Here is a 19,207-nt window from a genome sequence, read left to right on the forward strand (position 1 = left end):
GGGTTTGCCCGCGATGAGGCCTTCCCATTCAAAATTGATGGTGGCTGACGCACCGCCATCGCGGGCAAGCCCGCTCCCACAGGGGATTGTGGTGTCGGTTATGAATTCATTTGCCGCCACTGCCCGCGACACTCTCGCCACCCCGAGTCAGGTAATAAGCGCCAAGGATCGGCAGCATGGTCACCATCATCACCAGCATCGCGACGACGTTGGTCACCGGCACATCCCGTGGTCGGCTCAGTTGATTGAGCAGCCACAACGGCAAAGTGCGTTCATGCCCGGCGGTAAACGTAGTGACGATGATTTCGTCGAACGACAGCGCAAACGCCAACATGCCGCCAGCCAGCAACGCCGAGCCGAGGTTCGGCAGGATGATGTAGCGAAAGGTCTGCCAGCCATCGGCGCCGAGATCCATCGAAGCTTCGATCAAACTGTGCGAAGTACGGCGCAGGCGGGCGATGACGTTGTTGTAGACGATCACCACACAGAAGGTCGCGTGGCCGACGATGATGGTGAACATCCCCGGCTCGATCCCCAGCGTCTTGAAGGTCGCCAGCAGCGCGATCCCGGTGATGATCCCCGGCAGCGCAATCGGCAAGATCAGCATCAGCGAAATGCCCTGCTTGCCGAAGAAGTCCCGGCGGTACAGAGCTGCCGAAGCCAACGTGCCAAGCACCATCGCAATCAATGTGGCGATGGCTGCGATCTGCAATGAAAGCTTGATCGCCTCCAGAACGTCAGGCCGCGAAAACGCCACGCTGAACCAGTGCAACGTGAAGCCTTTCGGCGGAAAGCTGAACGCCGCTTCCTCGGTGTTGAAGGCGTAAAGAAAGATGATCAGGATCGGGAAGTGCAGAAACACCAACCCGCCCCAGGCCGCGATGCGTAAACCTAGTGAAGCCTTTTCAGAGTGCATCGAAGGCCCCCAGTCGTTTAACGATGGACAGGTAGATGGCGATCAACACAATCGGCACCAACGTAAACGCGGCGGCCATTGGCATGTTGCCGATCGCACCTTGCTGCGCGTACACCATGCTGCCGACGAAATAACCCGGCGGGCCGACCAGTTGCGGCACGATGAAGTCGCCCAATGTCAGCGAAAAAGTAAAGATCGAACCGGCCGCAATTCCGGGAATCGACAGCGGCAGAATCACCTGCATAAACGTCTGGCGCGGCTTGGCGCCAAGGTCGGCGGAAGCCTGCAACAGCGACGGCGGCAAGCGCTCAAGCGAAGCCTGAATCGGCAGGATCATGAACGGCAGCCAGATGTAGACGAACACCATGAACCGCCCCAGATGCGAGGTCGACAAGGTGCTGCCGCCCACGCCGGGAATCCCCAAGATGAACTGCAATACCGGCTCAAGTCCCAGGTGCTGCACAAACCACTGCGCCACACCGCCCTTGGCCAACAGCAATGTCCACGCGTAGGCCTTGACGATGTAACTGGCCCACATCGGCATCATCACCGCGATGTAGAAAAACGCTTTCGTCTTGCCGGTGGTGTAGCGCGCCATGTAATAGGCGATCGGAAACGCGACGATGGCGCTGGCAATCGACACGACGATGGCCATGCTCAGCGTGCGCAGGATGATGTCGAAATTCGAAGGCTGAAACAGCGCGGCAAAATTCGCCACGGTCAGGTCAGGGGTGACCGCCATTGTGAAGTCGTCGAAGGTGTAGAACCCCTGCCACAACAGCACCAGCAACGAGCCCAGATAGATCGCGCCGAACCACAGCAGCGGCGGCACCAGCAGCATCGACAGATACAGATTTGGCTTGCGATAGAGCAGGTTGGAAAACCTGCGCAACGGCGGCGATTGAGTCATCGCGAGCGTGCTCATGTCACACCCCGCTTGTTACGGTGTCGTGCAGCGGGATCATCGCTTCCCGCGCCCAGCGCGCACTGAGGCGCTGGCCGGTCTGGTGTTGTGCGCTGCTGTCGATCCACTGGTTATTGGCGTGGCTGATGCTTAGGGTCTGGCCGTTTTCCAGTTTCAATTCATAGCGCGTGGCGCTGCCCTGATATTGGATGTCGTGGAGCAATCCGCTGATCTCGATTTCGTGGCTGGCGAGTGGGCCCTCGGCGAAACGCACGTGTTCCGGACGGATCGAAAACGGCTGCGGATGACCGCTGATTTGGCGAGCCAGATCACCACGAATGACGTTTGAAGTGCCGACAAATTCAGCCACGAAAGTGGTGGTCGGTTTCATGTACAGGTTGCGCGGCGTGTCGACCTGTTCGATGCGGCCCTTGTTGAACACGGCGACGCGATCGGACATGGACAGCGCTTCGGTTTGATCGTGGGTGACGAAGATAAAAGTAATGCCGAGTTGGCGTTGCAGCTTCTTCAGTTCGCTCTGCATTTGCTCGCGCAGTTTCAGGTCGAGTGCACCCAAAGGCTCATCGAGCAACAGCACGCGCGGACGATTGACCAGCGCGCGGGCGAGGGCGACACGCTGGCGCTGACCACCGGACAACTGCACCGGTTTGCGTGCGCCGTAGCCGCCGAGGGCGACCATGTCCAAGGCTTCTTCGGCACGTTTGTGCCGTTCGGTTTTGCCGACGCCTTTGACCTTCAATCCATAGGCGACGTTGTCGAGGACGTTCATGTGCGGGAACAGCGCGTAATCCTGAAACACCGTGTTTACATCACGTTGATACGGCGGCAGACCGGCCGCTTCGGCGCCGTGAATGCGGATCGAGCCGGCGCTCGGTTGTTCGAACCCGGCGATCAGGCGCAGGCAGGTGGTCTTGCCCGAGCCGGAAGGGCCGAGCATGGAAAAGAACTCGCCGTCCTCGATATCGATGGAAACCCGGTCAACGGCCTTCACTTCGCCAAACTGCCGGGAAACGTTGGTGAACTGGACTGCAAGCGTCATGGTGCGGTGCTCCAAAAAGGCGAAGGCCGTCGCAGCGGCCCTGCCTGGACTTTTTCGAGTGATCGTTCCCACGCTCTGCGTGGGAATGCAGCCTGTGACGCTCTGCGTCACCTCGTGCAAATGGACGCGGAGCGTCCGGATGCATTCCCACGCAGAGCGTGGGAATGATCGGCATCTAACGGTGAATGCCATCCGCTTTTAGCTCCCTCTTCTCCAGGAGGCGAGAGGGAAAGGGAGCTTGACCGAGTTGCTCTCGGGCTTAGCGGCCGCCCATGATCGCGATGTAGTCCTGGGTCCAGCGGCTATACGGCACAAACTTGCCGCCCTCAGCCTGCGGGGTTTTCCAGAAGGCGATTTTGTCAAACTGATCAAAGCCGTTGGTCTTGCAGCCCTCGGCGCCGAGCAGTTCGCTCTCCTTGCACGCCGCCGGTACCGCCGGCAACGAACCAAACCACGCCGCCACATCACCCTGGACTTTCGGTTTCAGCGACCAGTCCATCCACTTGTACGCGCAGTTCGGGTGCTTGGCCTCGGCGTGCAACATGGTGGTATCAGCCCAGCCAGTAGCGCCTTCTTTCGGAATGGTCGAAGCAATTGGCTGCTTCTCGTTCATCAGACCGTTGACCTGATACGGCCATGCGCTGGAAGCGACAACACCTTCGTTCTTGAAGTCGCTCATCTGCACCGTGGTGTCATGCCAGTAGCGGTGGATCAGCGGCTGCTGTGCGCGCAACAGATCGAGCACGGCTTTGTACTGCGCTTCGGTCAGTTGATACGGATCGCTGATGCCCAGTTCAGGCTTGGTCGATTTCAGATACAGCGCCGCATCGGCGATGTAGATCGGGCCGTCATAGGCCTGCACGCGGCCCTTGTTCGGCTTGCCATCGGGCAGATCCTGCGCGTCGAACAGCACGTTCCAACTGGTCGGCGCCGTCTTGAACACATTGGTGTTGTACATCAACACGTTCGGGCCCCACTGGTACGGGGTGCCGTAGGTCTGGTTGTTGACCACGTACCACGGCGCATCTTTCAGGCGCGGGTCGAGAGTCTTCCAGTTCGGGATCAACGCGGTGTTGATCGGTTGCACGCGCTTGCCGACGATCAACCGCAGCGACGCATCGCCCGATGCTGTGACCAGGTCGTAACCGCCCTTGGCCATCAGGCTGACCATTTCGTCGGAGGTCGCAGCCGTCTTCACATTGACCTTGCAGCCGGTTTCCTGCTCGAAACCGGTCACCCAGTCGTAGGCCTTGTCGCTCTCGCCACGTTCGATGTAACCCGGCCACGCGACGATATCCAGCTGACCTTCGCCAGCGCCGACAGCCTTCAGCGGTTCTGCCGCTTGCAGGCTGGCGCTGGCCAGCAAGGCCGTGGTGATTGCACTGAGCAGTGCGGTCTTGTGCACGAACATGGTTGAACCCTCTTCTTTAAATTATGGTCGGGGCAGTTTTGAACGCGGTGAAGCATGCCGTTTTCGGCTTGTTATTAGCGTAGTCAGAGATGCTGACCGTGGCGGGCCATGATGTGCCGCACCACGCTGTAGTCCTGAAGCGAATCGCTGGATAAGTCTTTGCCGTAACCGGAGCGTTTCAGCCCGCCGTGGGGCATTTCGCTGACCAGCATGAAATGGCTGTTGATCCATGTGCAGCCGTATTGCAGGCGCGCGGCAACCTGCATCGCCTTGTCCAGATTTTGTGTCCACACCGACGAGGCGAGGCCGTATTCCGAATCGTTGGCCCAGTCGACGGCTTGCGCGAGTTCGTCGAAACGGGTCACGGTGACCACCGGGCCGAACACTTCGCGCTGGACGATTTCATCGCTCTGTTTGCAACCGGCGAGCAGCGTCGGCTGATAGTAGAAACCGGCGCCGGAATGCACCGCCGCACCGGTCACGCGTTCGATGTGCGGCTGACCAAGGGCGCGTTCGACGAAACTGGCGACGCGGTCGCGCTGGCGGGTGCTGATCAGCGGGCCGATCTCGTTATCGGCATCACGTTTGCCGGCGAAGCGCAGGCTGCTGACTGCTGCGCCCAACTCAGCGACCAATTTGTCGTGGATGCCGGCCTGGGCGTAGATCCGGCAAGCAGCGGTGCAATCCTGACCGGCGTTGTAATAACCGTAGGTGCGCACGCCTTCGACGACGGCCTGGATGTCGGCGTCGTTGCAGACGATCACCGGGGCTTTGCCGCCGAGTTCGAGGTGCGTGCGTTTCAGGGTTTTCGCAGCGGCCTGGAGGATTTTCTGGCCGGTGACGATATCGCCGGTCAGCGAGACCATGCGCACTTTAGCGTGGCCGACCAGATGGCTGCCGACGCCTTCGCCGCCACCGCAGATGATGTTGATCACCCCACGCGGGAGGATTTCGGCCAACGCAGGCGCCAACGCCAGAATCGACAACGGCGTGTGTTCGGACGGTTTGAACACCAGCGTGTTGCCGGCGGCAAGGGCCGGAGCGATTTTCCACGCGGCCATCATGATCGGGTAATTCCACGGCGCAATCGAGGCGACCACGCCAATCGGATCGCGACGGACCATGCTGGTGTAGCCGGGCAGGTATTCGCCGCTGAGCTGGCCGGTCTGGCAACGCACGGCGCCAGCGAAGAAACGGAACACATCGACGGTCGCGGTCAGATCGTCCTGACGAGCCAAGTGCAGTGGCTTGCCGCAGTTCAGCGATTCGAGGCGGGCGAGGTGATCGGCGTGTTTTTCGACGGCATTGGCGATGTCCAGCAACAGGTTGGAGCGTTGCTGCGGCGTGGTGCGCGACCAGCCGTCAAAGGCGCGGTGGGCGGCAAGGATCGCGGCTTCGACCTGCTCGGTGCTGGCCTCGGCGATGTGCGTGAGGATTTCGCCGGTTGCCGGGTTGAGGATCGGCTCGACGAAACCTTCCCCGGCGACCAGTTCGCCGTTGATCAACAACGCGGTACACATCGGGGGTTGCACGCCAGCCATTTTCCGCGATCTCTTTTCTTGTGTATTCATGACGCTCCCTGTGACCGGGAGCCGAACGTCTTATAGATGCAGCAAGACTAGTGCGCGGCTCCGAGGTCGACAAATTCTAAATACTGAAGGTTGCATTCGATTAAATAGATGGCTTGCGGCCGCCGTGGGGTTGTTCACGGGCGACGGTCAGGAAGGGATCGACCAGAGCCGGGCGCGCGGTACCACGGCGCCAGGCCAGACCGACATCGAGGGTCTGATTGAGATCGGCAATGGGCCGCGCCTCGATGATGTCGCCCTCCAGTGACCATGGGCGATAGGTCATGTCCGGCTGAATCGAAACGCCCAAGCCCGCCGCAACAAGGCTTCGCACGGCTTCGGTGGAGGCGGTTCTCAGGGTGATTTTTGGTTGCAGCCCGGCGCCGCGCCAAAGTCGCTGAGCGTTGCGATCCATCTCATCGACGTTCAGTTGAATCAGCGGTTCGCGGGCAACGTCGGCGAGGTTGATGCTGTCGTGTTCCAGCAACGGATGCTGCGCCGGCAGCCATAAACGGTGTGGGGAGTGAGTCAGCACTTCCGTCTGCAAGGCATGGCGGTCTTCGAGGTTGGAGAGGATCAGCACACCGACATCAATCTCGCCGCTGACCAGCAAATGCTCGATGTAGGGCCGTTCATCCTCCATCACTCTTATTTCAACGTTGGGATAGGCCCGTTGAAATCGAGTCAGTAGATCCGCGAGGTAATAACCGGCGACCAGACTGGTCACCCCGACGATCAACTGCCCGGCAACCTGATCAGTGCTCTGTTGCAGGCTGCGCTTGGCGTTGTCCACGGTCGCCAGAATCAGGTGCGCCTGGCGCAGGAATTGATGACCTTGGTGTGTCAGCGTCATGCCTTTAGCGTGACGGCTGAACAGGCTGACACCTATTTCTTCCTCCAGTTGCTGGATCGCCAGCGTCAGAGTCGATTGGGAGATAAACGCGGTTTGCGCGGCGGCGGAGATCGAGCCGGTTTCGGCCACGGCGATGAAGTGACGAATCTGACGCAAGGTCATCATGAGAAGGGGTACCCAGTGGGCGGTTTTTATAGATTGGCCTGAGTGTATATCTATTTTCGCGAACGCCTTGCGCCTACTGAGCAACATCTGGAAGCACACTCGCAAACAGGGCAGGGGCACTTTCGAACTAGGCTGAGGGCCTTATAGATCCGGATAACCCCTGTTTTGGAGGCGGAACATGAACACCCGTGGATTGCTCGATCAACTACTCAAATCCGGCCAGGATCTGTTGCAAAACAAGGCCGGCGGCTCGCAGAACAAATCGTCCGGCGCCTTGGGCAGCTTGCTTGGCGGATCATCCAGCAAAGGCGCCCTCGGCGGTCTGCTCTCAGGTGCGGGCGGTGGCGCATTGGCGGCCGGCGCAATGGGCCTGCTGCTCGGCAACAAGAAAGTGCGCAAGGTCGGCGGTAAAGTCGCAATCTATGGCGGCCTCGCCGCCCTGGGTGTGCTGGCCTACAAAGCCTACGGCAACTACAACGCCCAAAAAGGCACCGCACCGCAAACCGAGCCACAAACCCTCGACCGCTTGCCACCCGCGCAAGCCGAACAACACAGCCAGGCAATCCTCAAAGCCCTGGTCGCTGCCGCCAAAGCCGACGGCCACATCGACGACCGCGAGCGCCAACTGATCGAAGGCGAGTTCAGCAAACTCGACAACGACCAAGAGCTACAACACTGGCTCCACGCCGAACTCAACAAACCTCTCGACCCCACCGACGTCGCCCGCGCTGCCAGCACGCCGGAGATGGCTGCGGAGATGTACATCGCCAGCGTGATGCTGGTGGACGAGGAGAACTTCATGGAGAAGAGCTATCTGGATGAGCTGGCGAAACAGTTGAAACTGGAGCCGGGGTTGAAGGTGGAGTTGGAGAAGCAGGTGCGGTTGGCGGTTGTTTAAACAGTAGAAAAAGAAAAATCGCAGCTTTGAGCTGCGATTTTTTTTGCAGTTTTATGGTGATGGAAATGTACTTGTCGATTGCATCGCGAGAGGTATCCCTTAGGGCGCATGTGGAAGTAAGCGACAGTACCCTCTTCAAACTCCTCAGGTTAAGGTGTCGGGAGTGCTGAAGGGCCTTCTTCCATGTAGACGCGTATGGCTTTCCATTCGGAGACAGTCTCATGTACGAAGGAGTGATCCGCACGGCAGATGCGACGGCATAGATGGAAAAAATCGACAGTACCTTCCTCAAACTCATCTGATTAATCTGGTGGTAAGGAAACCATTCCTTCCTCCATGTAGACACGAATTGCCTCCCACTCAGAAACGGCAAGACTCAAGTTGCTACTCGGGATCACAGACCACAGCACATCACCTGTGTTGGCATCTCTTTAGCCAATCAGTAATTTAAATTCAGGCATTACTGAATATTGAGTAATGAGCTTTCCAACAGATGCGCAAACAATGACATCCTCCCAAGGTATATAGCACCGGTTATCGTGTTTTTTTGGGGGTGAATACAACTTCGCGGCGCTCTCGAGTGAAACGGATGGGTGGCTAAAGAGATACTTGGTGCGCTGCCTGAAAGAAAAAATAAATGTATGTTAGAGAGATTGATCTGATAATCGACCACAGCACGCGGTTGAAGAAAAATTTCAACCAAGCATAAAGGAAGGGTTCTTCATACCTTCTAATCCAAGACGCGAATCCTGAGATAAAGAATAATAGTGTCACGATTAGCATTATCGACCCGATGCCGGTTCGTGACATAAATTCAAAATTACCTTGCCCGATAGCGAAGTCCAGAAAAGTTTAGTTCACATTACGATGCAGTTGACGTGCACTAAACGGTGGCATTCCTGTGGGGATGGGCCGTGGCGAAATATAAACCACTTCAATGCCGGATTTTGTTTCGAAGTCTCCGGCGTGAGGAAGTCGGTCGTATTTATCGTCAAAGGCACTATTCATCAGTTGGTGGATTCGGTCTCGCGAGATGGCTCTGCAAGCTTCACCTTGAAGTAATCCAACAGGTTCTGACCTTTGGCGAAGGCCTTCCTGATTTCGGCGCTCTCCTTGAGCAACGCTTCGCTTGGCATAGCGTATTGCTCGAGGGGGAGAGATCTTGACCATTCCAGGATTTCTCTAGGGAAGGCGGCTTTGGGGCGGTTATTGATCCAGGCTGCGATGTAACAAGGTATCGTCCAGCCACTGAAAAACTGAATAATCAAAAATCCCCAGATATACCGAAGGAATGAATGATGAGAACGGTACCCTTGTCTACACATATGAAAATACGCGACTGATCCTGCTTCGAATTCATCTGATTGCTTCATGGTTAACGCTTGAGGCCCTTCCTCCATATAGACACGTATCGCCTCCCACTCAGCTATGGCTTGGTTCAAATTTCCACTTGGAACACTGACCCAAAGCACATCGCCATTTTTGTCGCGAAGTCCGATCATAAGTTTGAACTCGGGGATTACAGCATATTGGGTGATCAGCTTGCTAACTGAAACGCTCGCGATAACCTCTTCCCACGGCACATAACGAGGGGTCATTCCCTTCTTGGGAACATAAACCACTTCCCGACGCTGGCGATTGAAGCGTATGGGAGGTTGATTGCTGGCTTGGCGAATTGCAAAGAAAAATACGCAAAGGTAAAGAGTTGCAAGTGCTCCCACAAAACCCCAGACAGCAATGCTTGTAAAGAAATCAAGCCAACTACTCCAAAACGGCTCTACATCTCTTCTTATCCAAGACCCAAACCCCGTTGTAAAAAACAGAAAAATTAACAGGAACATTACCGCCCCAATTCCTGCTCGGGCCATAAACTCAAAATTTCCTCGGGAGATGGCAAAGTCTAAGAAAACCTCATTGGCATAGCGGTGCAGTTGGCGCGCACTGAAAGGTAGCACTCCGGTCGGTACCGGTTTCGGTGATAAATAGACTATCTCAGTTCCCGGTTCTCTCTCGACATCACCTGCGTGAGGCAGCCGATCATATTTGTTTTCAAGCATGCAGATTCTCCGGTTTCACGTCGACCCACTGTAATGGTATTCGACTGGCTCGGACGGATGGCTCGCCATTAACGACGCTATTTTTTCCAGCCCCAAGAAAACTTAAGGATATGGGGTAATACAGGTATTCGTCCGTAGCTTTCAGGGGAGCATTCGCAGTGTCAGGCTGAACACTCAATCGCAGTTTAAGTTGAGACTGCTCACCGCACCAGTTTTCAGGTACGACGAGCCGAGCGATAAGGGGGTTAATATTTGCTAAGCTTAATGCATGTCTGACATATGTTTGCTCATTGGTCAGTTCAGGTTTTAAACTAAGACCTAGTTGCTGTTTTTTTTGATCTTGCAAAAATAATTAATTTTTGTCGCGGCCCTCTTCAAAATCTGTAGACGGCCGAGTAAATTTCTTTGCGAGTACTAAGAATTTGTCAATATCAGCTTTATGTAGGTGTACCGGTATATAAAGGTAGTTATCTTCAAGGCGCATTTCTGGGTTGTGACGGCGCTGAATGGCAACTAAGTTCCGCTTTCTATCGGTAATTACTAGATTTGGTCGATCCCAAGTGAATCTTAAACTTTTTGTTGGGTTTTTCCAATTTAAAAGATGTATGGCGCTCACAATAGAAATTCCAGCGGGACCGGCCAGTAGCCATGCTGCTGATGGATTAAAGATAATAAATATGAAAACTGTGAAGATGAATATCCCAGATAGCCATTTGAAGAAGGTTCCCGCAAACTTCGGGAAGTGGGTTTTGTATTTGACATCGATTTCTTTGTCGGTAACAACATAGTGGTATATATATTTTTGCCGTATAACTAAGGTCCAGAAATATAGAGTCATACATAGACATACAATTCCGAAGTGTGCGCTTAGGAATGTTGAGCGTTGCCGTAGTGGGAGCTCAAGATAAAATATTTCATATATTCCATTTAAGAGTGCGGTTAGTCCGATTAGGGTAAGTACAATCATGCCCATGTCCATGATTGAAGTATTGTGAGGTAATGCTTTGATTGTCCAAGACATTTGGACATCGCCCGTGATTGGTGCTTGTTCGATGGCGTTTTTGTCTGGTATTAAAGTAGTCATTTAACCTCCTTAAGCGGAATTGGCACCACCGCGCCCTGCATTCGACCGCCTAATGTTTGTACTAGAAAGTGCTAACGCCTTGATGCGTGTGTCTTTTTGATCCTTTACCCCTTCGCTAGATAGTTCTAGTTGATATCTATACCTCGATCTCCTTCGTTAGAAAAAAACATCGACCAGAGCTAGCCGATGTGTGAAGCGATCAATCGTAATTAGACGACTGGAGCACGCCAGTCATCGGAACCCGAAGTACCGGATATTGCATGGGTCCAGGTGATTTTGCGGTAGGTGAACTGCACTTCTTCGAGGTGGGTGAAGTGCGAGTTGCCTAGATCCTGGCAGTTGTGCATTTTGTTGTTGATGGCGACATAGGTAATCATGAACGATGAATATTATCGAAGTCATCGGCTTACGGAGTGGCATGTATCCCGTTTGCTTCTTGAGCGCGGTAATACGCCTCAATCGTCAACGATGGATCGATACGCGCTTTAACGATGCAGGGTTCTTTTTGCCACGGATATTCCTGCAACTGCTTGGCCAGAGCCTTCTGGCCGCCTGTGATCCATCCTTTCTCCGACTGATCTCTCCATCGTCGTGGGTTGCGGCCAGTTTTTGCGTCGTGGGCCACTGTCACGGGATCAAGATGTCGACTTTGCTCAAGCACAGGCAGGTCAGGTAGTGGCTGCGTGATATCCATGTAACGCTGTAGACAATCCCAAAAAGCGAGTGTGTTGGCCTGATCCAATCCCAGCGAGTGAACCTTGGTCGCCAAGCAAATTTTGGTGTCGGTATAGCGATGATGCAGCCACAACGCGTAGTCGTGGGAGCCATAACCGCTTGGAAGCAGTTGCAGCACCGGATCGAACTCTTCAAATGGGGCAACGAAGAGTCGACGGAAGCGACGCTTGAAACGGAGCATACCGTCAAGGCGGTTGAACTCGCTTCCGTCGTGGGTGCTCAACTTGCTATAAACCCACAGCAGGCAATTGAAGCCAACAGCACCCAAAAAGTAAAGAAGGGTGCCGAACCATAAGTAAATATGTAGCTTATCACTACCCCATAGCGCCCCCGTCTGTGAGTAGGCAGATATGGATAATGTAAAAAAACCTATTATTTGCAAGTAATGAACGGCTATTTTTCCGTTCATGTAAAGAGCGAGTGAGCTAATCATTAGCGCGGCAACTAGAAACGATGACACTAGAATCAGAAATGCATTGAAGTCTTTACGTCCGGTGTCAGGTAGGAACTCAACTATGAGTCCCGTTCCCCAAAGAACCCATATGAAGAAAAAGCACATCATTTTACATGCAAGAATAATCTGTGGAATCTTGCTTGAATTTTGAAAGCGCCAGCGCTTGGCGTCGCAATAGGTTCCTTCCTCTTTTCCTTGGTTTTGTTGTTGCCGATATATCGTTCGCTCTTCACCTTGTAACTGATTATTTATCTCGGTCGCAGGTTCTAAGTTAGCGTAATGACCAAAGGCTAGATGCGTGTCAAAGTTCCCTGACCTATTAGCATCCTCAGCCCATTTCGGAGGAGGTAATGGTGAATCGCTATTGCTGCGGTAGGCACCTGTTGCATAAGGTATGTTTGCCCTACCAGTCATTTAGAAAGCTCGGCTGTCCAGGTGATTTTGCGGTAGGTGAACTGCACTTCTTTCAGGTGGGAGCAGTGCGAGTTGCCTGGATCCTGACAAGAGTGCATTTTGTTTATATTGGCAATATAGATAATCATGGGCGGTGAATATTATCGTAATCAGTTGCTTTAGGGGTGGAATTAATGCCTTTCTTCTCTTGAGAATGATAGTAGTCTTCGATACTCAACGTGGAATCAATTTCGGCCGCCAAAATGCAGGCTTCAGTTTGCCAAGGATAATTCAGGTTTTTTTTCATCATGGCAGGTCGTTCGGTGCGATCCCATACTTTGTATTTAGTATCGCGCCAACGGCGTGGTGGTCGGTTGGAGAGTTTGTCATGAGCCGCAGTGGTCGGATCTAGATGGCGGAATTGTTCAAGGAGTGGTAATTCCGGCAATGGTTGACTTACGTCCATATAGCGCTGCAAGGTATCCCAGAATGCCAAGCATTCTTCACGACTCATTCCTAACGATTGGACCTTGCCTCCAAGAAAAATCTCGAAATCACTGTAACGGTGATGTAACCAAATAGCCGTACTGCTGTTGCCGTGGGGAGATGGTCGCAATTCCATCGATGCATCGAATTCATAAAATGGCGCAGAGAAGGCTGGACGAAAACGGCGAGCGACGGTGAGTATTCCCGTTTTCCTATTGAATTCGCTGCCATCGTGCTGGAAAAATTGTAGATACTTAACAAATAAGTAGTCCCATCCTACCAGTCCCATGACTACGCTAACTACCATGGCTGCACTTCCTATCAGAAGATTTTCGCCGTACACAGGATTGCCATAATCGATAACTGATGCCGTAGTGCATGTCAGGATGCCAAACGACATTTGGGTTAGGTATTTTTTATATTTTGGTTCGTCAGACCACATGAACCAGGAGCTAAATCCCATCATTAGAAGGGCGAGTAGTGGAATGATTGAAGCGATCGCCATTGAGGAGTACGTACTATGGTTCTTCATCATGTGATCTAGAGGTCGGGATATTGCCCCGGACATAACTAACGTCCAAAATATCCAAGGTACAAAGGCTATGCAACTCCATTTTAAAAATGGGTGCAATATTTGGATTTTACTTGAGTTGTCAAAGTGCCAGTGTTCATTGGTTTTTGAGTAGGTTTCGTTTTCATCTTTAGTTTTCTCACGGTTATTGAGTTGATGAAGCTGTGCACTTACGTCCTGCCAGGGCTCAAGATTTGCATAGTTTCCCCAGTGGAGAGTGCTTCGAAGTAATCCGAAACTCTTCGATTCTTCCGTCCGTTTGTGAGCAGGTAATTTAGGAATTACCTGACTATTGAACGCCGCAATTCCGTATCTATTGGCTTGAAGTTCTTTAGGGTTCATATTTTTAAGAAATCTCTCTGTTCTATCAACCAATAAGGCACGTCGTCTGCCCCATCTTTATTAGTTGGCTGAGGACCAGGGTATGGCTCCCATGAGCTTGGCTTCGGTTGTGGTAAAATAATATTACGGTATTCAGGGAATGGATCTTCTGCTAGGCATTGAGGTTGTCCAAGCTCAAATTGCCCGTAAACTTTCAGGCTGTATTCGCAAGTGGTAAAGTTGCGTCTAATGTTATTTTCCTCTATTACTTGATTTTGATGGGCAAGTATGTAGATTATGCGTGAATCATCTAGTACTACGCCGCCAAGTTTTTCACGAGTTATGTCCACTGGTGGTCGGTAGTTCCATCCCGTATTGTTTTGTAGTGTTCTTACTATTTCTTTAGCTCTTATTTTGAAGTTTATTCCGTTTTCGAAGTGACCTAGCAGAGGTGTCTGTAGCTCAACAATCCAGTCGTATGGGTTTAACTTTACATTGAGCTCATTAGCTGTAAGAGTTATTTTTTCTTGTTCTTCTTTCTTTGCTTCTTTTTGCCAGTCACGCAGTCGCGTAATTTTGAATCGTGGTGCTCCCAAAAAGCCTAGTAATTGTTGGTAGGCAATTACTGGGTTGTTCAAGTGTGTCAGCCCCTTGCTGTCGCCAAATGGACCTTGTTTAACAACTTGCTCCAGTGGGCTATTGGTTAGTAATACGCTGCCGATCAAGCCAGTGACGAATAAAATAACACCTGCAGTTAATATCCACGGGCTGGCTAACAATCCTATTGAATAAAAAGCCCACATTCCAGACCCCAGCGCGGCTATACTGTAGGCCATCGCTACTTTATTCTCTCCTTGCTGGAAAGAACGGCCTGCATCCCATATGAACAGCACTGTGGTTGCAGCAATGGCCACGACTGAGCCTACACGTGTCCAATTTAGCCATGTATCTCCTGTCCTTTTAAGGAGGTTTTGTGCTAGACGTTTGCTTAAGTTTTTTGTATCAAAACGGCCATCCTCCCAGAACGCAAGCCAAGGTGATTTATTCGCCTTTGAGTTTTCTAAAATCTTTAATGCCACATTGTTTGCTGCCAATCCGAGGTCAGCTGACGCAGCTAGCACGCCAACGCCAAATCTAGCGCGCTCGCCATTGTCATAGATCGATTTAGCACCCACCGTATTAGCATATAAACTAAATGCCGCAAATGCCGTTGCTATCCCAGGAAGAGCGATATTTTTTTTCAGTTTCTCTGCCGATGCCATAGCAGGCATCGCCATGCGCCAACGCATATATTCTTGAACAATCGGATCATCTGCAGAACCTGCCACCACCATTACATATCCAAGCTCTTTTTTAGCGAAGGACAGGCGTTCCGCTACTTTGCCGCTTGTCGTGCCAACGATTTGTCCGTTTCTTCCTTCAAAATTCGCCACAAGGAAGTTTTTACGCGTGAGAGTAGTTCGTTCGTCCGGCGTGACTCCGAAACTCAATCCGGCGCCATGTATACCCAATACAACCAGGTTCTGACCCAAGGCTTCACCTTGAGTGATCAACCTCAGATTTTTTGCTTTACTGGAAAGTTTGTTGGCGAACGTAAAGCTTGGTCCGAATACTCTGACCATTTCAACTTGAGTAATATTTTCGCTCTCAGCTACTTTTTTTGCTATGGCAGCGGTGGCGTGGGCAATATGCGCGGCTACTTCATCTACTGCGAGCGCTACGTTCTGTCCGATGTATAAATTGCTGAACAATGATAGAGAACTTAGCCCAAGGTTTTCCGGATTCGCTTCTTTTTCAGTACTCTTGAATGCAGCAAGTTTGCTCGCTGTCGCTGGTAATTCACCGTTAGTCGTCGGCAGCAAATCTTTGGTCAGAGCGTTAGTTGCGGCAGCCAAGTCTCTACTCAGCTTTAACACCGCCGCACTGACTTTGCTGTCCTCTGGCTCAATACACCGGGGATCAGATTTTTTTGCCGAGCAACCTAGTATTTCCAACAGTTCAACCAATAGAGCGTAGGGCTCTAACAGCCGTTCATCCTTACTGTAGGTGTAGTCATTCCAGATTGAAGGCAAGCTTTTGTTAACTAAGTCAAGCATGCGTTCTTGCTGGATATAGATAACTTCTCGAGCTTTTTCACGCTCAGCATGGAGGGTGGTCTTTTTTAATCCATCCTCATCGACGTGCGGTAGCAAGTCTTTCAAACTGCCTGCAGGTGACAGCACTTCTTGATAGAGGAGTTCGGCGTAGTGACCAAAAGGTTGATATGGAACAAGTGCGTTGAGAGTTTGAAGCAGTTCGACTGCCAATCTGCACTGAGCGACAGCATGACGGAATGTAAACAATGGATCGTCGACGATGAACCCCACCAAATGCGGGTAGTCACGGAGTTTATACTCGCTGAGCACATCGGTACTTGCGGGTAAAGCATCGGGAGGCGAGGGCGGGGTAGTGTTCAGATGCCCCGCGAGCTCTTGTTGGTACTTTTCCAGTTGTTTGATGAGTGTAGTAGCTGGCAGAGTCGTCAAATCGGGAGTGAATAGACTTGGATCTTCCAGCAAGGTTTCTACGTGCAGTTCTCGCGCTCGGAGTCCTTTGGTAATACCCTTTATTGGTGTCGCCGGGTAAATCAAAGAAGCCTTCCAATGCTGCGTCTCACCTGCAGTCGCCGCCCAGGCAGGTGCCATATTTTGACTGCGAGCCTTGATCCGCCCCGCATCCTTTTCGAGCCATTCGATGTACTCCCACGTCCAAGGCAGCTCACTGTAAGCCATGCTCAGTTGATCGCCAACGAATCTACCCTGTAGAAACATCGGAACCAGTATCAAGAACTGTTTAACGCACACTGGGTCGCGCTTGTCTGCATCACCTTTTTTCTCGGCAATCTTGCGCCAGTGGGCTACATCAACTTCGAACAACTGACCTTTGCCGTCGGTTTCCAGTTCTCGCCACAGTTTGTTTTTTAGGAACACATAGATACGGCCGGGGCGGGGGAGTGCGCCCTTCAGCGTTTCAGTCAGTTTGTCATGCCCAGGCAGCCGCGCCAGCGGTGTGACTGCAAGCAAGGTGTTGTGCTGATACTTCTCTTCTTCTTCAGTGGTCCTAGCATCGACCATGATCGGAATCTGCAGCTTGCCGCCATCGGTGCGTTCTACGTTAAGCGCCAACCTCGATTTTTGCGCATTTTCGTAGTCAGTCTTCTTGCGCGTCCCTTCGGTAATGGACTTGTCCTTGAACTCACTCATGCCTTGTCCTCTGGCCCCAACAATTGCAATTGACTACCCAAATCCGGGTCTCCCCACACGTCTACGATGAGCGCCTCTTTGCCTTTCTCGCTGGTTTTTCTTGGTGCGGCCGTGTTGACCGGTGCGTTGCCCAGCGTTTGCCCGACCGGTGCGGTATCGGCCGGCTTGGGCGGTACAGGAAGTACCGCAGCAGCGCCAGTACCGCTTCCGGGGCTGCCGCCGGAGTTGATGTTGATCACCGGGCCGCTCATGGTAACGCCAGCGGCGTCGATCTTGATAAAGCTGCCCCCTCCGATCAGCGTCAGCTCAGCTCCCGCTTCCAGCACGACTTTGATGCCGCTATCAAGATGGATTTCCTGCCCCGCATCAATGAACTGCCCTGTACCAATCTTGATGTGCTGATTCACTCCCACCGTCAGGTGATCATTGGCCTGCGCTTCAACCTTGCGGTCCTCAAAAACCGTGTGGTGTTCTTCGGCCTTGAATTCCGTGTAGCTGTTCTTCTCGACCGTGTCGTGACGCTCGTTGCCGACCCGAATCTTCTGGTCGTGCTCGATGTTTTCGTCCCAATCGCGCTGGGCATGCAGGTAGATCTGCTCCTGACCTTTCTTGTCTTCGATGCGCAGTTCGTTGTAACCGCTGCCGCCCATGGAGCTCAGGGTTTTGAAGGTGCTGCGCGTCTTGTTCGCCGGCAGTTCGTAGGGAACGGTGTTTTCCTTGTGGTACAGGCAGCCGCTGATGAGCGGTTGATCGGGGTCGCCTTCGAGGAACGTCACCAGTACTTCCATGCCGATGCGCGGGATGGCGATGCCGCCGTACTGGGCGCCGGCCCAGGCGCTGGAGACGCGGAGCCAGCAGCTGGTCTTGTCGTCGGCCTGGCCTTCGCGGTCCCAGTGGAACTGGACCTTGACGCGGCCGTACTGGTCGCAATGGATCTCTTCACCTTTGGGGCCGGTGACCACGGCGCTCTGGCTGCCGAGGATGCGCGGTTTCGGGTGGCGCAGGGGCGGGCGGTTGGGCACGTCCCACGGGGTGGCCTGGAAGCGGTTGCGGTAGCCCTGGTGGAAATCGTCTTTCAGCGCGGTGGTGTCGCTGGTCACCGACTCTTCGAGGACTTGCGGCTGTTTGCCTTCGTGGAGGACTTCGGTGAGCAGCCAGAGGTCGTTCCACTTGGCTTTCGGGTGCGCAGTGAGTGCGAGGAAATGGCCGCTGACCAGCAACGGTTGATCGCTTTTGCCTTCGGCGAGTTGGAAGTCGCTGCGGTGGCGTTCGAGGGCGCGTTTGGCCAGGTGCTTGCCGCGTTCGCGGTCGACGAAGCGGCCCGGGTAGTCGTAGTCCTCGAGGTCGGGCAGGGCGTCGCCACGGTTTTCGCTTTCGAGGGTGATTCGCGGTTTTTCGAAGTCGTAATCGCGACGCGTGGTGCGGCTGGTGCGGGTTTCCAGGCGCAGGTCGAAGCGCTTGATCACCGGGTCGCTGGCGGCCATGCCGGAGTCTTGCTGATAGGCCACGGGTTTGAGTTTCGGGAACACCGTCTGGTCATCGCCGAAGATCAGTTTGTGCGCGGTGGCACTGTGCTGGAAGTGGTAGTGAATGCCTTCTTCCTCGCACAGGCGCTGGATGAAGTGCAGGTCCGACTCGTCGTACTGCACGCAGTAGATGCGCTCGGGGTAGATCGAGTGGGTCTGGAATTCGTAGGCGTTGCTCTGGATGCCGTGCTCTTCGAGGACCATGCCGATGATTTTCGGCACGCTGAGGTTCTGGAAGATGCGCTGGTTGATGCGGTGCGCGAGGTACGCCAGTTGCGGGCGCAGGGTCACGGAATAACGGGTCAGGCGCTTGCCCGAGTCGCCTTGCGCGGCGCGGTAGATCTGGCCGTGGATGCCGCTGCCGTCGGGCGACAGTTGCAGGAAGGCCGGTTTGTGCAGGAGGGTTTCAAGGTCCAGCGACGGCTGCTCACTGACCAGTTCCACCTCGAAGACAAAAGGCTGGCTGATGGCCTCCCGGCCTTGCAGGGTAAACACCTGAAAGTCGGCGGAAAGACCTTCGATGGTCAGGGCAAAGTGAGTTTCGTTGGCCGGCGCGAACATCC

At 53.5% G+C, this 19,207-nt stretch carries 13 protein-coding genes and 2 pseudogenes; 1 reads left to right on the plus strand and 14 read right to left on the minus strand.

Annotated elements, in window-relative coordinates; genetic code table 11:
- Positions 1–106 precede the first annotated feature (106 nt).
- From KI231_RS05545 to KI231_RS05570, 6 genes are all read right to left on the minus strand, one after another.
- Positions 107–916 carry an ABC transporter permease gene (locus KI231_RS05545; RefSeq protein ID WP_007967757.1) on the minus strand — a complete coding sequence of 270 codons (810 nt, stop codon included), beginning with the start codon at positions 914–916 and terminating at the stop codon, positions 107–109.
- Positions 906–1,841 carry an ABC transporter permease gene (locus KI231_RS05550; RefSeq protein ID WP_213027660.1) on the minus strand — a complete coding sequence of 312 codons (936 nt, stop codon included), beginning with the start codon at positions 1,839–1,841 and terminating at the stop codon, positions 906–908. Before KI231_RS05550 ends, KI231_RS05545 begins: the two co-directional genes overlap by 11 nt.
- Before the next feature lies 1 nt (position 1,842).
- Positions 1,843–2,880, minus strand: coding sequence for an ABC transporter ATP-binding protein (locus tag KI231_RS05555; protein ID WP_213027661.1), 1,038 nt, complete (start codon positions 2,878–2,880; stop codon positions 1,843–1,845).
- Positions 2,881–3,139: 259 nt separating this feature from the next.
- On the minus strand, positions 3,140–4,291 hold the full coding sequence (gene ydcS / locus KI231_RS05560) for a putative ABC transporter substrate-binding protein YdcS (protein ID WP_213027662.1): 1,152 nt from the start codon (positions 4,289–4,291) through the stop codon (positions 3,140–3,142).
- Between the two features lie 83 nt (positions 4,292–4,374).
- Positions 4,375–5,832 carry a gamma-aminobutyraldehyde dehydrogenase gene (locus tag KI231_RS05565; protein WP_213028745.1) on the minus strand — a complete coding sequence of 486 codons (1,458 nt, stop codon included), beginning with the start codon at positions 5,830–5,832 and terminating at the stop codon, positions 4,375–4,377.
- Between the two features lie 130 nt (positions 5,833–5,962).
- A complete protein-coding gene (locus KI231_RS05570) occupies positions 5,963–6,877 on the minus strand; it encodes a LysR family transcriptional regulator (RefSeq protein WP_007967749.1) in 915 nt (304 codons plus the stop codon).
- Positions 6,878–7,055: 178 nt separating this feature from the next.
- On the opposite strand from KI231_RS05570, the gene KI231_RS05575 reads away from it, so the two are divergent.
- Positions 7,056–7,775 (plus strand): tellurite resistance TerB family protein, encoded by a 720-nt coding sequence (locus tag KI231_RS05575; RefSeq protein ID WP_213027663.1) that lies wholly within the window; start codon positions 7,056–7,058, stop codon positions 7,773–7,775.
- A 1,007-nt stretch (positions 7,776–8,782) separates the two neighbouring features.
- On the opposite strand, the gene KI231_RS29910 is transcribed toward KI231_RS05575, so the two are convergent.
- The 8 genes and pseudogenes from KI231_RS29910 to KI231_RS05610 form a co-directional block, all read right to left on the minus strand.
- Entirely contained in the window at positions 8,783–9,832 is a 1,050-nt protein-coding gene (locus KI231_RS29910; RefSeq protein ID WP_249412098.1) for a hypothetical protein, read from the minus strand.
- Between the two features lie 352 nt (positions 9,833–10,184).
- The gene (locus KI231_RS05585; RefSeq protein WP_213027664.1) at positions 10,185–10,916 is read right to left on the minus strand and encodes a hypothetical protein; all 732 of its coding nucleotides are present in this window, start codon (positions 10,914–10,916) and stop codon (positions 10,185–10,187) included.
- Positions 10,917–11,125: 209 nt separating this feature from the next.
- Positions 11,126–11,281 (minus strand): annotated as a pseudogene (locus KI231_RS05590) (Hcp family type VI secretion system effector); the annotation flags it as partial.
- A 41-nt stretch (positions 11,282–11,322) separates the two neighbouring features.
- Positions 11,323–11,919, minus strand: a complete 597-nt coding sequence (locus KI231_RS05595; protein WP_213028747.1) for a hypothetical protein — start codon at positions 11,917–11,919, stop codon at positions 11,323–11,325.
- Positions 11,920–12,515: 596 nt separating this feature from the next.
- Positions 12,516–12,641, minus strand: a pseudogene (locus tag KI231_RS29915) (Hcp family type VI secretion system effector); the annotation flags it as partial.
- A gap of 2 nt (positions 12,642–12,643) precedes the next feature.
- Positions 12,644–13,897, minus strand: a complete 1,254-nt coding sequence (locus KI231_RS29920; RefSeq protein ID WP_249412099.1) for a hypothetical protein — start codon at positions 13,895–13,897, stop codon at positions 12,644–12,646.
- The gene (locus KI231_RS05605) at positions 13,894–17,118 is read right to left on the minus strand and encodes a hypothetical protein (RefSeq protein WP_103307319.1); all 3,225 of its coding nucleotides are present in this window, start codon (positions 17,116–17,118) and stop codon (positions 13,894–13,896) included. The genes KI231_RS29920 and KI231_RS05605 overlap by 4 nt, the downstream gene beginning before the upstream one ends.
- Positions 17,115–19,205: a type VI secretion system Vgr family protein gene (locus KI231_RS05610; protein ID WP_213027665.1), complete on the minus strand. Its 2,091-nt coding sequence runs from the start codon at positions 19,203–19,205 to the stop codon at positions 17,115–17,117. Before KI231_RS05610 ends, KI231_RS05605 begins: the two co-directional genes overlap by 4 nt.
- Positions 19,206–19,207 lie beyond the last annotated feature (2 nt).

Source organism: Pseudomonas sp. Seg1, from assembly GCF_018326005.1.
In the GTDB taxonomy this organism is placed as follows: domain Bacteria; phylum Pseudomonadota; class Gammaproteobacteria; order Pseudomonadales; family Pseudomonadaceae; genus Aquipseudomonas.

Excerpts from the sequence above, each read along its gene's own strand:
- KI231_RS05605 (WP_103307319.1), bottom strand. The coding sequence starts at position 17,118 with ATGAGTGAGTTCAAGGACAAGTCCATTACCGAAGGGACGCGCAAGAAG.
- KI231_RS05585 (WP_213027664.1), bottom strand. The coding sequence starts at position 10,916 with ATGACTACTTTAATACCAGACAAAAACGCCATCGAACAAGCACCAATC.
- KI231_RS05545 (WP_007967757.1), bottom strand. The coding sequence starts at position 916 with ATGCACTCTGAAAAGGCTTCACTAGGTTTACGCATCGCGGCCTGGGGC.
- KI231_RS29910 (WP_249412098.1), bottom strand. The coding sequence starts at position 9,832 with ATGCTTGAAAACAAATATGATCGGCTGCCTCACGCAGGTGATGTCGAG.
- ydcS (WP_213027662.1), bottom strand. The coding sequence starts at position 4,291 with ATGTTCGTGCACAAGACCGCACTGCTCAGTGCAATCACCACGGCCTTG.
- KI231_RS05570 (WP_007967749.1), bottom strand. The coding sequence starts at position 6,877 with ATGATGACCTTGCGTCAGATTCGTCACTTCATCGCCGTGGCCGAAACC.
- KI231_RS05610 (WP_213027665.1), bottom strand. The coding sequence starts at position 19,205 with ATGTTCGCGCCGGCCAACGAAACTCACTTTGCCCTGACCATCGAAGGT.
- KI231_RS05575 (WP_213027663.1), top strand. The coding sequence starts at position 7,056 with ATGAACACCCGTGGATTGCTCGATCAACTACTCAAATCCGGCCAGGAT.
- KI231_RS29920 (WP_249412099.1), bottom strand. The coding sequence starts at position 13,897 with ATGAACCCTAAAGAACTTCAAGCCAATAGATACGGAATTGCGGCGTTC.
- KI231_RS05555 (WP_213027661.1), bottom strand. The coding sequence starts at position 2,880 with ATGACGCTTGCAGTCCAGTTCACCAACGTTTCCCGGCAGTTTGGCGAA.
- KI231_RS05565 (WP_213028745.1), bottom strand. The coding sequence starts at position 5,832 with ATGGCTGGCGTGCAACCCCCGATGTGTACCGCGTTGTTGATCAACGGC.
- KI231_RS05550 (WP_213027660.1), bottom strand. The coding sequence starts at position 1,841 with ATGAGCACGCTCGCGATGACTCAATCGCCGCCGTTGCGCAGGTTTTCC.